General features: G+C 42.4%; 12 protein-coding genes. 2 read left to right on the top strand and 10 right to left on the bottom strand.

The window, feature by feature from the left end; translation table 11 throughout:
* Window positions 1–23 precede the first annotated feature (23 nt).
* From AN213_RS06640 to yeiP, 7 genes are all read right to left on the bottom strand, one after another.
* The gene (locus AN213_RS06640; protein ID WP_055197999.1) at window positions 24–1,343 is read right to left on the bottom strand and encodes a DUF58 domain-containing protein; all 1,320 of its coding nucleotides are present in this window, start codon (window positions 1,341–1,343) and stop codon (window positions 24–26) included.
* Window positions 1,340–2,323, bottom strand: a complete 984-nt coding sequence (locus AN213_RS06635) for a MoxR family ATPase (RefSeq protein WP_054553208.1) — start codon at window positions 2,321–2,323, stop codon at window positions 1,340–1,342. The genes AN213_RS06640 and AN213_RS06635 overlap by 4 nt, the downstream gene beginning before the upstream one ends.
* Window positions 2,320–3,468, bottom strand: coding sequence for a DUF4350 domain-containing protein (locus tag AN213_RS06630; RefSeq protein WP_055197996.1), 1,149 nt, complete (start codon window positions 3,466–3,468; stop codon window positions 2,320–2,322). Before AN213_RS06630 ends, AN213_RS06635 begins: the two co-directional genes overlap by 4 nt.
* Window positions 3,458–4,918 carry a hypothetical protein gene (locus AN213_RS06625; protein ID WP_055197994.1) on the bottom strand — a complete coding sequence of 487 codons (1,461 nt, stop codon included), beginning with the start codon at window positions 4,916–4,918 and terminating at the stop codon, window positions 3,458–3,460. The genes AN213_RS06630 and AN213_RS06625 overlap by 11 nt, the downstream gene beginning before the upstream one ends.
* The gene (locus tag AN213_RS06620) at window positions 4,908–5,858 is read right to left on the bottom strand and encodes a stage II sporulation protein M (protein WP_055197992.1); all 951 of its coding nucleotides are present in this window, start codon (window positions 5,856–5,858) and stop codon (window positions 4,908–4,910) included. Before AN213_RS06620 ends, AN213_RS06625 begins: the two co-directional genes overlap by 11 nt.
* Window positions 5,855–6,583: an RDD family protein gene (locus AN213_RS06615; protein ID WP_055197990.1), complete on the bottom strand. Its 729-nt coding sequence runs from the start codon at window positions 6,581–6,583 to the stop codon at window positions 5,855–5,857. The genes AN213_RS06620 and AN213_RS06615 overlap by 4 nt, the downstream gene beginning before the upstream one ends.
* Before the next feature lie 146 nt (window positions 6,584–6,729).
* On the bottom strand, window positions 6,730–7,302 hold the full coding sequence (gene yeiP / locus AN213_RS06610; RefSeq protein ID WP_055020721.1) for an elongation factor P-like protein YeiP: 573 nt from the start codon (window positions 7,300–7,302) through the stop codon (window positions 6,730–6,732).
* Window positions 7,303–7,492: 190 nt separating this feature from the next.
* Here yeiP and AN213_RS06605 point away from each other — a divergent pair, with 190 nt between their 5' ends.
* Window positions 7,493–7,879 (top strand): MmcQ/YjbR family DNA-binding protein, encoded by a 387-nt coding sequence (locus tag AN213_RS06605; protein ID WP_054553214.1) that lies wholly within the window; start codon window positions 7,493–7,495, stop codon window positions 7,877–7,879.
* A 13-nt stretch (window positions 7,880–7,892) separates the two neighbouring features.
* Here the strand turns inward: AN213_RS06605 and AN213_RS06600 are convergent, their stop codons facing one another.
* The 3 genes from AN213_RS06600 to fadI form a co-directional block, all read right to left on the bottom strand.
* Entirely contained in the window at window positions 7,893–8,423 is a 531-nt protein-coding gene (locus tag AN213_RS06600; protein ID WP_054562135.1) for a GNAT family N-acetyltransferase, read from the bottom strand.
* 134 nt (window positions 8,424–8,557) lie between these two features.
* A complete protein-coding gene (fadJ, locus tag AN213_RS06595) occupies window positions 8,558–10,783 on the bottom strand; it encodes a fatty acid oxidation complex subunit alpha FadJ (protein ID WP_055197988.1) in 2,226 nt (741 codons plus the stop codon).
* On the bottom strand, window positions 10,783–12,093 hold the full coding sequence (gene fadI / locus AN213_RS06590) for an acetyl-CoA C-acyltransferase FadI (RefSeq protein ID WP_054553218.1): 1,311 nt from the start codon (window positions 12,091–12,093) through the stop codon (window positions 10,783–10,785). Before fadI ends, fadJ begins: the two co-directional genes overlap by 1 nt.
* A gap of 336 nt (window positions 12,094–12,429) precedes the next feature.
* Between fadI and AN213_RS06585 the strand changes: the two genes are divergently transcribed.
* A complete protein-coding gene (locus tag AN213_RS06585; protein ID WP_055197986.1) occupies window positions 12,430–13,386 on the top strand; it encodes a MoxR family ATPase in 957 nt (318 codons plus the stop codon).
* Window positions 13,387–13,389: the final 3 nt, after the last annotated feature.

Genomic DNA, 13,389 nt, shown 5'->3' with positions numbered 1-13,389 from the left:
GCCTTTTTTATTGCTAGCTGGTCTTACAATGCCCCGGAGTGCTTCACATTTAAATAGGTGTTAAGCACATGCGGTAGCAGCTGCTCAGGGTTACAGTCAATGGCTATTACACCTTGTTTTTTCAGCTTCGCCATATTGGCTTTATGTGAATTTAGTAGTGCTAATGCTGCACAGTAACTGGTTGCATCTTCGTACTTTTCAATAGGCTCATCGAGCACCTCATTTACAGCACGGTTATTAATATTAATAAGTGCCACTAAGTGGTGTTTTTGTAATAGCTTAATTGCAGGCATTAACTCATCAATGCTTTGCTCATCAAGGGTGGTAACTAATAACACTAAAGAACGTTTACTGCGTTTAGCGATTAATTGGTTCACAGCCACTAAATAGTCACTGCTGCTCTTATCTGGGTATAGATCATAAAAGTGATTCATTACCCGTGATACATTCTGCGCACCTTTTACATCAGGTAACCAACGCAGATTTTGGTTAAAGCTTTGCATGCTAAACCAATCACCTTGCTTTAAAACTGTGTGTGACAGCAGTAGCAATGCATTTAAAGCATGATCAAAGTGGCTGCCTTCATTGGCTTCTATGGCCATTTTTTTAGAAGCGTCTAGCATCACTATGACATGTTGGTTTTGCTCTTCTTGATACTCACGAGAAATGAGTTTTCGACGCTTACTGGTCGCCTGCCAGTCTATTTGCCTAACACTATCACCTTGGCGGTATTCGCGTAGTTGCTGAAATTCGATACCATCACCGCGCTTTTTAGTGAGCTTTAAGCCTGAAATAGGCTTATTCACTACGCCATTTAAATGCTGCTTTGAAGTAACCCGGCTAAAATCGGGATACACTTTTAATTGAATTGCTTGCTCAGCTAACCAGTTTGTTTGCCAAAGGCCAAATGGCGACCCTACCCTAAGTTCAATGGCACTGATCTGCGCATCACCTCGTTTGTGAGCGCGTAAGCTAAAGCTCTGCTTTGCTTGTTGCATTGCATCTATAAACACCGTTTGCTGTGGCTTTTGTAGCTCAATTGCATTACTTAAATGAACACTGACATCTAGCATGGTCGCATGCTTCGCTTTATTTTTAATCACTAGCTGCAATGCTTGGCGGCGATACAAAGCCATGTTGAGACTCGTTTGTGCACTTACTTCAAGTAAAGGCTCTGACTTCGATGCTATGTAATCTACAAATGCGAGCAATAAAGGCACTAAGAGCAAGGCCGTTAGCACTAAGCTGTCAACTGATGCAATGGCACAGACAAGCAACAATAACAACAACAAAGCTGTTAATTGTACTAAGCGTTTTGCAGGTCTATGCTTAATGCGATTCATGAGCGTGGTGCTTCAACACTGGCTAAAATGGCATTGATCACTTCATCAAATGACACCCCTTCCAGCTCCAAATCAGCCGATAAAATTAATCGGTGTCTTAAAATATTCACAGACACTGACTTCACATCATCAGGAGTTACAAAGTCACGGCCATTCATTAATGCCATTACTTTTGCCGCTTTAATGATATTAATTGAGGCACGTAACCCTGCGCCGTGCAATACGCCTTGCCAAGTTCGTGAACTACGCACGATATCGACGGCATAATTCAGTATTTGTTCGTCTACTAAAATATCTGCACAAAGCTGTTTAATTTCAGCAATTCGCTTAGCATCCAATACCGCAGGGAGCTGCTCTACTTTGGTTTCATTAGAGACAATTTGTGTATTCAGTTTTAAAAGCTCAACTTCCGATTCATGAGAAGGAAAACCAAGCTCCACTTTCATCATAAAACGGTCTAATTCAGCCTCAGGCAGTGGGTACGTCCCTTCTTGATCTAATGGGTTTTGAGTGGCTAATACCATAAACGGTGAATCAATAGATAATGACTCGCCATCAATGGTGATTTGTTGCTCTTGCATCACCTCAAGAAGAGCTGATTGCGTTTTAGCTGGTGCACGGTTGATTTCATCAGCCAGCAAAATATTAGTAAATGCTGGGCCTTTTTTGATATTAAATTCACCTGATTTCATATCATACAAACTATGACCAACAACATCTGAAGGCATTAAATCCGGTGTAAACTGCACTCGCGAAAAGTCTACATTTAAGCTTTTTGCTAAGGCTCTAACCAGTAGCGTTTTACCAAGCCCTGGAACCCCTTCAAGTAACACATGACCACCCGCAAAGAGCACCGTAAGCACATCTTCAACAATAGCATCTTGACCAACTAACACACGCGAAATGTTATGCTTTACTTGTTTTACTGCATCAGCTGCCTCAACTAAGCTCATGCGATTAGTGTCTAATTCCGTGCTCATAAGGCATTCCTTAATTGTTTAAATCGTTTTATATATTCTGTTCGTTGTTCTTTGGACTCAGGCAACTTGCTAGCAAGCAACTCAGCCACCTGTTGTTTTTCAAAATGAGTTAAATTAGCGATGATCTGCGCCTGCTTTTCAGCACTAAGCATCTTAAAGTTAGGCACTCGCGACTCTACTTTGGCGTAAAAATCTTTCTTGAGTGCTGTAAATAACACGGCTTCGTGACCATGCTCTGAATAAAAGTTTGCTACTGCTCGAATATGCTGATTAAAGCTGGTTTTTATATCGAAGTCAGGAGCATAAGAGCGGCCGATACGACTACTGATATGCCACACTGCAAGCACAATTAATAACAGCAACGTCACCACAAATTGCCAGCTCCAGTGCCATAATTTAGCAAACCAGTTTGGGTAAGTCAGATAAGGTACATACGTTACTTTTTCAGCCCCTTTACTTAACCAAAGCAATAAACTGCCATGATCCAGATGGCGAAGTCGGTAATTGGTAAAAGGTAACAGCGATGGCATCACAATGACCCTACCTTGACCAAATGCAAAGTCACACATCAAGGTATCGCCGTTATCATTATTTGTACTCACACCGGGGCAGTTTTCAATAAAAAAGGCACGGCTTAGCTCAAGGTCAAGCTGAGTGTTTTCATCAATTAATAAATTACTATTTTTATTCCCTTCTTTGAGCATCGCAAAATCATATTCAAAAACATCTTCTTGGCTTTGTACATTGATGCCAAGCTGACTAAAAAATACGGTGCTATCAATCGCCAGCTCATCACGTTGCCTGTTTAATACATAAATTAAACGTCCGCCATCAGCGACCCAATCAGCAAGCTGTACATCTAATTGGTAGGAGTCAGCAAGCACCGCCTCATCCAAAATTAAGATACTTTGTGGGTCTATGTTTAACTCATCACTTTGTGCTTGCTCTGCCAAGCGTTTGTTTTTATTCCAATCGATACCATTGGCTTTAAGTAGCCGCTTAGCCATCGTGAAGTTATCTTTTGCCACATCACTATGAAAGCCAATTTCTATTTCTTTTTTCTGCCAATCTAAAGAAGCAATACCAGCAATAACAAATAAGCTAAACACCACTAGCACCGCTATGAGCACAACCTTAAGCTTCATGGGCTTGCTCCTTAGTCTCTGTTGTCATTGCCGTAATTTGCTCTGTCAGCTCGATAAAGTCGATATCAGGGGTTTTATGGCCCCAAGCAACCGTGACCCACGCAGAAAATAAGCGGGCAAAAATTGCTTGTCCTTGATTTGGCACCCTAGCATCGATTGCACGTTTACATTCGCGCTCAGTCATCGAGCGGTGCAAGCGCACTTCATGTTGTTGCTGCGCCCAACTCAGCGCATGATGAAGTAAATACGCCAGCGCTAAGCGGTGCTCACCTTGCTCAAAACATTGCTTTGCAGCGGCAATTAAATCTGCTGGTAAATCCTTACTTTTAATTTCTGCAAATAAGGTTGGGATAACTGGCTCTTCATTTACTTTTGTACGTTCTGGTAAGCTTAAGTTGGCAAAAAAACCGCGTTTTTGCATTAGGTAATAAACCAACCAAATAACTAATAAACCGACCAATACCCAAACTAACACGCCAAACACTTCGCCAATGGCAGTAAACACATCGATAAGCCATGACCAGTCACTCTCTGATGAACTCGCTTTTGCTTCGATATTTGGCACCCATGTGGTCTCAGTTTCAATGACATTAGGCTCATTATAAAGAGCAGTAACTTGCTCTTTTACCGCTTGCTTATCGATTTGCTCTGCATAGCTTGTTGATGGTTGCAGCGTAAACGTTGTAAATATAAGTAGTGCTACAGCACTGACTACGCCTGCAAGACGGGTGCGAATATTTTTAAAAGCCAGCTCGATATCCCAGCCTTCTAGTTCAACTCGACGGTGTAAATAAGCAAGGAAACCACCTGTTACAAATAACGGTGCGACTAACGAGATACTGATGATATAAATAAAGTTAAACGCTATCTCACCCCAGATTGGCGCTTCGAATATTTGGTACATGGCTTCTTGTGCAGAGAATGAATGGGGCACAAGTGCAATTGTCAGTGCCGATATTCCCATCAATAAGATAAACTCAAAATGTACACAGAACAGCATCCACAATGTCTGCTTAGGCTTAGTTGAAGCAAACAACACCTGCTTACGCTTAGTTTTGCGCTCACCTGATAGTCGTTCAAGTTGTTCTACAGGGGCTAAAAATGCTCTGTTTGGGCTGAGCCTAAAAACGGTTAAATGCGCTAATATATCAGCGATTTTTAACTGCTTGAGTGACTTTAAGCTACTCATTATGTTGACTGGCTGATTGAAAACCGCTTTTGACATGTAATCGAGTAAAGGTCGCTCAAATACAGGTTTAAGCCACCAAACAACAAAGCCACCTATGCCCCAGCTTAATAAAAAGCCGACAATCAAAAATACGGGTACTGCCACCATCAAATACAAAGAAACCAACGCTAGAGCATGCTGCTTAACTAGCAACACTGTTAAATCAAAGGTTTCATAAGCACTGCGCTTGCGAGGATTGAAGCTAAGTCGATTAAGCTCCATAACGCATTCCCCTGTATAAGCGAAAAACGACATAAGCCCAACAACCGCTGCCAACTAAATATTTAACTTCGTTAGCAATATCACGGGGTGACCAAAATGCTTCGATAAAAGCGGCAATGACTAACATTAAAAATGCGCCAACAATCAGTGGAAGCGCTTTTTGTGCAGCCTGTTTCATCGCATATGCGCGAGTATACTGCCCAGGATTTAACAAGCCATAACCTATTTGACACCCGGCCGCTGAGGCAATGATGATAGCGGTTAACTCAAATGAGCCATGGGTTATTACAAACGAAAAAAACGGCCCTTCAAATCCAACATTCACAATGTGAGCTGCAACAGCACCAAAATAAAAACTATTGAACAATAGAAAAAAAGCAGCGCCAACACAGAACAATACGCCACCTGCAAACATCTGAAATGCGATACCAATGTTATTGTAGATATAGACCCCGAACATCATCAGATCTTGCGGTGCGCCGCGCTCCGCCGATTGAACGCTACCACTAGGGTTATACATTTGTTCGATATTAAGGACAGTGCCTTGCCCTAAAAATGTATACGCAGCATCAGGGTCGATAGTTACCCAAATAAAAGCAATTAAGGCCAATCCCCAAAATGCCAATAAGTTAATACCAAGCATTAAACGATTTTCATACAGTGCACGCGGAAATGCCGTGCGGGCCACATGCCATATTTCAGAAAATTGATTGCTTCGAGATAAATAAAGGCGCTTTTGTCCTAACTGTACCAACCTGTTTATTTGCTCAATCAACACCGGGCTGTATTGACGACTTTGCGCAATGGCTAAATCATTACAGACTTTGCGATACAAGTTAGGGAAATTAACAGGTAAAGACTCCGCACTACTTTGCTCGCAAAGCGCTTTAAACTCATCCCAACTGACGCTATTTGATTTTACAAATTGAGTTTGCTTCATTGCTTACCCTCCTGCTGCGGGTAATCGCTATCGTGTTGAACTTGACCTGCAAAGTGGCGTGCATAGCTAACGAGCTGCGCCTCAATCTCATACTCTTCAGCAAAAAACGGTGTGGCTAAAATAGCTGCCAACTCACGGCGCCTTGCATCAGATAATTCATCATGACGCTCTGCAAAAGCAAGCACCGCTAATTGCTCTTCGGTGGTTAAGCTAATGGTAGGAATATGCACTTCACCTTGAGATAATTCAGGGCGCGTAGCTAACTCATCGTCGTAAATAACCATGGTGCCTGCAGCCCAATCACCAATGCGTTTAAAACGGTTGTTAAACAACATAACCACAAGGCCTAAGAAATAGCCTATAGGTAGCATATCGGCTGGGCGTAGTAAGTTACGCACTACAATTTGCGAAAAGCTTGCCGGTAAACCATTGTCTTGCACAACACGGATTTTAAGGCGTTTTTTACCCGGCGTTTGGCCACTTTCCATTTCAAACAGGATGTTATAGCCCCATGAAATTAAAAAGTAAGCAATTAATATAAGTCCCTGCCCAGCATCGCCAAAAAAGGCAAATACAGTACCTACAGCAAGTAAAACCAAACTACGGATAATAAAATCGATAATGTAGGCATAGCTTCGGGCAACAACGCCAGCGGGAGTTATGGCGATATCAACGCCTTCGGGGAGTTTGATGTATTCTCTGTTTTCCAATCCGTGGTTCAACATTAATCTACTACTGGTATTTATTATTGTTTTCGTAAGCCAATAATAATGCGCGTTTTTCGTTCCTTTTTCAATGAATTTTGTTATGAGCGCGTTACAAATAAAACAAAAAAACCGGCTATAAGCCGGCTTTCAAAGGGGGTACAGAATTATTTTTCTGCGCGACCCATAAATTTATGCTCAACGGTATTAATACGAATACGGTCGCCTGTTGAAATATGCTCAGGAACTTGAATCGTTAAACCCGTTGTTAAACGTGCAGGCTTTGAACGTGCACTTGCTGAAGCGCCCTTGATTGAAGGGTCAGTTTCTTCAACTACAAGCTCAACACTCGATGGTAAATCTAAGCCAACTGGCGAGCCATCAATCACAATAACGTGAAGACCTTGAGTTTCTTCATTAACGAATAAAATCTCTTCGCTGATTGCTTCTTTATTTAGGTTATATGGCGTGTAGTCTTCGTTATCCATGAAAACATACTCTTCACCGTCAATGTAAGAGAACATAGCTTCACGACGAATGAGATCAGCAAGCTTTAGCATGTCGCTATCTTTAAATGTTTCATCAACTTTACCGCCTGTTACCACATCGTATAAACGCATACGGTATAAACTGCCACCAGCACGACCTTGTGGTACTGAACGTTGAATATCTTTAACTACTAAAACACGGCCGTTATGCTCGATAGCGGCGCCTTTTTTAACTTCACTTGCCTTAGGCATGGGTGTATTCCTATCGTTTTTTGATGACAGAAATTTACCACGTAATGGCTTTTGTTCAATAAAAATTTACAGTTTTGACTCGCAGCCGTTATTTATTCGATTTTTCAGCAAATTATGACAATAGTTGTCTCAAAACTACGAAAAAGCTGCTATGTTTATAACTACGAAAAATGACTTCAAGGATTGGATCATGAATCAACACACAGTACACGAGTATTTAATGAAAAAGCCATTGGTGATGATCACCCAACCATTTGGCCAAGATGTCGACGTTTACAAGGTGAATCATAAAATGTTTGCCACCCTTGCCGAGGGCAAAGAAGGCCAAACAGACGATGAGGGAAACCTTGTATGGTGGCTAAATCTGAAATGCGATCCAGATGAAGCCCAAGCACTGCGTGATATTTTCCCGTCGGTGATCCCGGGTTATCACATGAACAAACGTTTATGGAATACGGTTATTTTAGACGGCACCGTACCACAAGGAGAGATTGAACGAATGATTGATAATTCGTTTGATTTAGTGGTTGCGAATATGCCAGAAAAAGACAGAAAAGCGATTGAGCTTCATCTGTAAAATTGCGCACTGATCACGCTCTGTGATCAGTGCAACTTAAATGAAAATGATGATCGGTATACAAAACACCGCCAATAGCATACGCATCTAGCTGCCTATCGACTAACTGAAAACCACATTTCTCAAGTACTTTTTCTGAACCGATATTACCCTCGGTGACAACCGCTTTAAATTCACGTACAGCATGTTCTGATTTGGCGTAATCAAGCACTGCTTGCAAAGACTCTGTGGCATAGCCACGACCATGAAAATTAGGCAGCAACAAATAACCGACTTCTTGACTATCTGGCACTGTTGATGACGTAAATCCAGTTACCCCCACCTCTTTACCAGTACTGGTTTCAACAATAACTAAACAAAGTGGTGAATTCGAATTTGGCTGCCAAGGCTTTAAGCGTTCATTAAACTTAGCTCGCAGCTGCGCCTCTGAGGGCTTATCGAAGCATTTAGCTATCACTTCAGCATCATTATGCAAAGTATAAAACAATGGCCAATCATCGGCATTTAACAGCCGTAATGTTAATCGCGCAGTGGTGAGAGTCATGGTGATTAATCGCTTTGTAAATAAACCTAGTTATAACAAACTGATTTCGTGAGTTAAATACCACTTATGGCCAATATAGAAGAAAAAAGCCCCGCTCAATGAGCAGGGCTTTTAAAATTAACTAATTTAAAGAATTAGCTCTTAGTCGTTTCTGTATCAGCATCTTCTGACGCTTGCTCGTCTTCAACCACTTCTTTGGTTACTTCAACCGGATCGACAGGCGTAGCTTCAACTACTGCCGGCTCTTCGCTTTCTGCTTGGTAAAAACGACCACCTTTTTCAGCCATTGCTTTTAACGTATCGCAAGGTGTGAAAATTGGGTTGTAGTTAGCAAAAGTCGCCATTTCAGAGCTCACTTGTGCTGCACCCAGTTTATCCATATAGCTAAATGGACCGCCTAAGAATGGTGGGAAACCGATACCAAAAATAGCACCAATATCACCGTCACGTGGGCTTGCAATAATACCATCATCTAAACAGCGCACCGCTTCATTTAGCATTTGCGCAACACAACGCTTAGCAATTTCGCTCTTGTTTAAACGAGGTGATGGCGTAACACCCAGTAGCTCGTAAACTGACTCATCCACTTTTTTATCTTTCTTGTCGTAAAGATAAAAACCACGGCCAGTCTTACGACCTAAACGCTTAGAATCGATTAAGCGATTAAAGGCATCCGGGGCTTTAAAGCGCTCGCCCAATTCTTTTTCAAGGATTGGCGCAATTTTAGAACCGATATCAATCCCTACTTCATCAAGAAGCGCTAAAGGCCCTACCGGGAATCCAAACTCAACCAATGCTTGGTCAATCTTTTCAATTGGCTCACCTGCTAGCAGTAAATTAGCCGCTTCATTGACATAAGGCGCTAAGATACGGTTTACATAGAAACCAGCCATATCTTTAACCACAATTGGTGTTTTACCTTGCTTACGGGCGAAGTTAACAACGCGTGCGATAGTCTCTTCAGACGTACCTTCATGTGGAATGATCTCAACAAGTGGCATTTTCTCAACAGGTGAGAAGTAATGCAGACCAATTACATTTTCTGGGCGTGCTGCATCAGCAGCAATTTGTGCAATTGGTAATGATGAGGTATTACTTGCAAAAATCGTGTTGTCTTGGCACTCACGTTCTACATCAGCCACCATACCTTGCTTTAAAGCAAGATCTTCAAACACGGCTTCGATAACGATATCAATGTGTTTAAAGCCGCTGTAATCGGTGGTACCGGTAATGCGGTTCATGGTTTGTTGTAGATCAGCTTTAGATAAAATACGACGCTTTTGCTTTTTATCTAAAATCTTATAGCTGTAGTTCATTGCATTGCTGATGCCCTTTTCAGCCACATCTTTAATGCGCACTGGAACACCCGCTTTTACAGCACTAACATGGGCAATACCCGCGCCCATGAGGCCACCGCCTAATACTGCCGCTTTAGCGATTGCTGGCGCATCATCATTACGCCACTCTTTTTTCATTTCAGTGGTTGCAAAGAAAATACCGCGTAATGCTTTTGACTCATCACTCATTACCAGCGTGGCAAAGCCTTCAGCTTCAGTTTTGTATGCTTTTAACTGATCAAGTTCAACACTTGCACGAACAGCTTTAATAATGGCTAAAGGTGCCGGGTAGTGACCGCCTGTTTTCTTCAGCACGTTTTCTTGTGCTTTTTTGAAAATAATATTGCGACCAAATGGGTTTGACTCAAGTAATTGACTTAAACGGTCTAGCTTAGGTTTAGTAGCCTTCGCCTTACCTTTCAGAGCAAACTCTTTAGCAACGTCAAGTAATACACTGTGTGGTACACAGTCATTTACTAAGCCTGTTTTCTTCGCTTGCTTAGCACGCACTTGCTTACCTGTAAGCATCCACTCAAGTGATTTTTGCAAGCCAACTAATTTTGGTAAACGTTGAGTACCGCCACCACCAGGTAATAAGCCTAACTGTACTTCTGGCAAACCAAGCTTAGTGATATCGCTGTCTGAACACACGCGATAATCACACGCTAAAGCAAACTCTAAACCGCCACCCAATGCAGCACCATGAATAGCACTTACTGTTGGGAAAGGCAGCTTTTTCATATCGAAAAATGCTTGCTGACACATTTCGCTTAACGCTAATGCATCTTCACGGCTATTGGCGCTATCAAGCATTTTAATATCAGCACCGGCGATAAAGTTATCGCTTTTACCACTAATAAATACCATACCTTTTACCGCTTGCGCTTGTGCGTCTTTGAGTAAGGTTTTTAAATCTTCTGCAAAACTACTGCGCAGGGTGTTCATTTTCTCACCCGGCACATCAATGGTTACAACGGCTACGCCGTCATCAGCCACTGATAAACTAAATACTGAATCTGTCATTACGCACTCTCCAATACAAAGGCTGCGCCTAAGCCACCCGCTGCACACGCAGTCGTAAGCGCTAAGCCGCCACCGCGACGATTAAGTTCATGTAAGCTTTGCGTAATCAGGCGCGCACCTGTTGCCGCAAATGGGTGACCGTATGCAAGTGAGCCACCTAATACATTGAACTTGTCCATGTTAATTTCGCCGATCGCTTTGCTGCGACCTAGCTTTTCTTGTGCAAATTTATCTGACGCAAACATCTTCATATTAGCCAGTGTTTGCGCTGCAAATGCTTCATGCATTTCGATTAAATCTAAATCAGCTAATGTGATACCTGCTCTATCTAGGGCAATTGGCGTTGAGTGCGCCGGACCCATTAGCATATCTTCATGTACACCAATTGCTGAGAAAGCAAAACTGCGTACATAACCTAGAATGTCGTAACCCAATGCTTTGGCTTTACTCTCACTCATCATTAATACTGCAGCCGCCCCATCAGTTAATGGCGTTGCGTTAGCTGCAGTCACTGATCCGTGCTGACGGTCAAAAACTGGTTTTAATTTCGCGTAGCCTTCAACCGTTGAGTTATGACGAATGTTATTGTCTTGCTCAATAAAGCTCTTATAAGGTGCAACATGTGCAGTCATTACTTCATCTTTAAGTTTACCATCAGCCCACGCCTGACTTGCAAGGGTGTGCGAACGATGTGCTAAGGCATCTTGATCTTCACGGCTGATGCTATGTGTTTTCGCCATTTGCTCTGCTGTTTGACCCATAGATAAACCAGTAGAGTACTCAGCGACCGCAGGCGGAACAGGAAGTAAATCTTTTAGACGTAGTTTAGAGAAAATCTTTAATCGCTGACCAAGCGTACGTGCTTTGTTTAAATCAACAAGGCTACCCGCTAATTTTTTACTAACACCAATAGGTAATACAGACGATGAGTCAGCACCACCGGCAATACCTACTTGCACTGAGCCTGCCATAATTGACTCGGCTACGTTAGCAATGGCTTGGAAACTTGTTGCACACGCACGCGAAACAGAATATGCATCAACAGAAACAGGCATACCCGTACCTAATACGATTTCACGGGCAATGTTTGGCGCTTCTGGCATTTGCACTACTTGTCCAAATACAAGTTGGTCAATTTCAGATTTATCAAAGTTAAGTCGTTCAAGCATTTCGTTGACAACTAACTTACCCATATCAAGGGCTGGTACATGATGGAATGCTGTGGCTTGCTTTGCGAATGGCGTTCGCAGGCCGCTAACGATAGCGATACGATCGCCTTTTGCTGTTTTAAGTATATTTTGCTCAGACATTTATGCTCTCCCGCTGACAGGTCTGACCTGTTTGTTTTTCCTGATTCTAAAACAACCCGTGTACGAATGCCAATAGTAAGTTTTCAACCATAGGCTTTTTTCGGCCTATTTACAAAAAAACACCGTATTTATATGGTAGGCTAAAAATCCTTAAAAAATAACGAACTATTTGAGGATTTTGTGTCTAACACTTGTGTTATAACTTTTGAATCCTTATAACTTGTTAATAGCGCCCCACCACGGTACCGCGCAAATAATTTATCGGTACTGAATATAACGCATTGGCGCATAACAAAAACAATTTTTGACTCACGCTTTTAGGACAGTCTTTTTATTATGGCAGTTAACGCATTTTCACAATTAAAATCATATCTAGACACGCAAATTATCGGCCAACCACAATTAACTCAAGCACTGTTAATCGCAATTTTGGCAGATGGCCACTTATTAGTTGAAGGCCCTCCGGGTCTTGCGAAAACGCGTGCAGTCAATGCCTTAGCGAAAGGCGTTGAAGGCAGTTTCCAACGTGTACAATTCACCCCAGACTTATTACCTGCAGATGTAACTGGTACCGATATTTATCGCCAGCAAACCAGTGAGTTCGTATTTGAAAAAGGCCCATTATTTCATAACCTAATTTTGGCAGATGAAATAAACCGTGCTCCTGCTAAAGTGCAATCAGCCCTACTAGAAGCCATGGCTGAACGCCAAGTAACGGTAGGTAAAAACACCTATCCACTGTCTGATCTATTTATGGTTATGGCAACCCAAAACCCGCTAGAACAAGAAGGCACTTACCCACTTCCAGAAGCTCAGCTTGACCGCTTCTTATTGCATTTGAGCATTGATTACCCGGGTGCTGAACACGAATTAGATATCCTACGACTAACCCGTGGCGAGGCTATCTCTGACAATCAAGCAACGACACAGCAAATTAGTCAAAGTGAGCTATTTGCTGCCCGTAAAGCGATATTAGGTTTGTATTTAGCTGAGCCGCTTGAGAAATACCTAGTACAGTTAATTGTTGCCACTCGTGAAGCAGCAGAGCTTGATGAACAACTTGGACGCTGGATTGAATATGGCGCAAGCCCACGTGCAACGATTGCCCTTGATAAGTGTGCCCGCGCGCATGCTTGGCTAGAAGGCCGTGACTTTGTTGCCCCAGATGATATTCAAGCAGTGCTGCATAATGTATTGCGTCACCGTATTATCTTAAGTTACGAAGCACAGGCCGATGGCATCAGTAAAGACGATGTGATCAGCCGTATTTTAGAATTGGTGGCAGTGCCATAAGCT

Source organism: Pseudoalteromonas sp. P1-8 (assembly GCF_001399985.1).
GTDB lineage: Bacteria > Pseudomonadota > Gammaproteobacteria > Enterobacterales > Alteromonadaceae > Pseudoalteromonas.
Note: the sequence above shows the minus strand (reverse complement) of the source record. Positions and strands in the feature narration are given on the sequence as shown.

What these genes read in the sequence shown, in the direction of transcription:
- AN213_RS06640 (WP_055197999.1), bottom strand. Translation starts at nt 1,343, where the DNA reads ATGAATCGCATTAAGCATAGACCTGCAAAACGCTTAGTACAATTAACA.
- AN213_RS06635 (WP_054553208.1), bottom strand. Translation starts at nt 2,323, where the DNA reads ATGAGCACGGAATTAGACACTAATCGCATGAGCTTAGTTGAGGCAGCT.
- AN213_RS06630 (WP_055197996.1), bottom strand. Translation starts at nt 3,468, where the DNA reads ATGAAGCTTAAGGTTGTGCTCATAGCGGTGCTAGTGGTGTTTAGCTTA.
- AN213_RS06625 (WP_055197994.1), bottom strand. Translation starts at nt 4,918, where the DNA reads ATGGAGCTTAATCGACTTAGCTTCAATCCTCGCAAGCGCAGTGCTTAT.
- AN213_RS06620 (WP_055197992.1), bottom strand. Translation starts at nt 5,858, where the DNA reads ATGAAGCAAACTCAATTTGTAAAATCAAATAGCGTCAGTTGGGATGAG.
- AN213_RS06615 (WP_055197990.1), bottom strand. Translation starts at nt 6,583, where the DNA reads ATGTTGAACCACGGATTGGAAAACAGAGAATACATCAAACTCCCCGAA.
- yeiP (WP_055020721.1), bottom strand. Translation starts at nt 7,302, where the DNA reads ATGCCTAAGGCAAGTGAAGTTAAAAAAGGCGCCGCTATCGAGCATAAC.
- AN213_RS06605 (WP_054553214.1), top strand. Translation starts at nt 7,493, where the DNA reads ATGAATCAACACACAGTACACGAGTATTTAATGAAAAAGCCATTGGTG.
- AN213_RS06600 (WP_054562135.1), bottom strand. Translation starts at nt 8,423, where the DNA reads ATGACTCTCACCACTGCGCGATTAACATTACGGCTGTTAAATGCCGAT.
- fadJ (WP_055197988.1), bottom strand. Translation starts at nt 10,783, where the DNA reads ATGACAGATTCAGTATTTAGTTTATCAGTGGCTGATGACGGCGTAGCC.
- fadI (WP_054553218.1), bottom strand. Translation starts at nt 12,093, where the DNA reads ATGTCTGAGCAAAATATACTTAAAACAGCAAAAGGCGATCGTATCGCT.
- AN213_RS06585 (WP_055197986.1), top strand. Translation starts at nt 12,430, where the DNA reads ATGGCAGTTAACGCATTTTCACAATTAAAATCATATCTAGACACGCAA.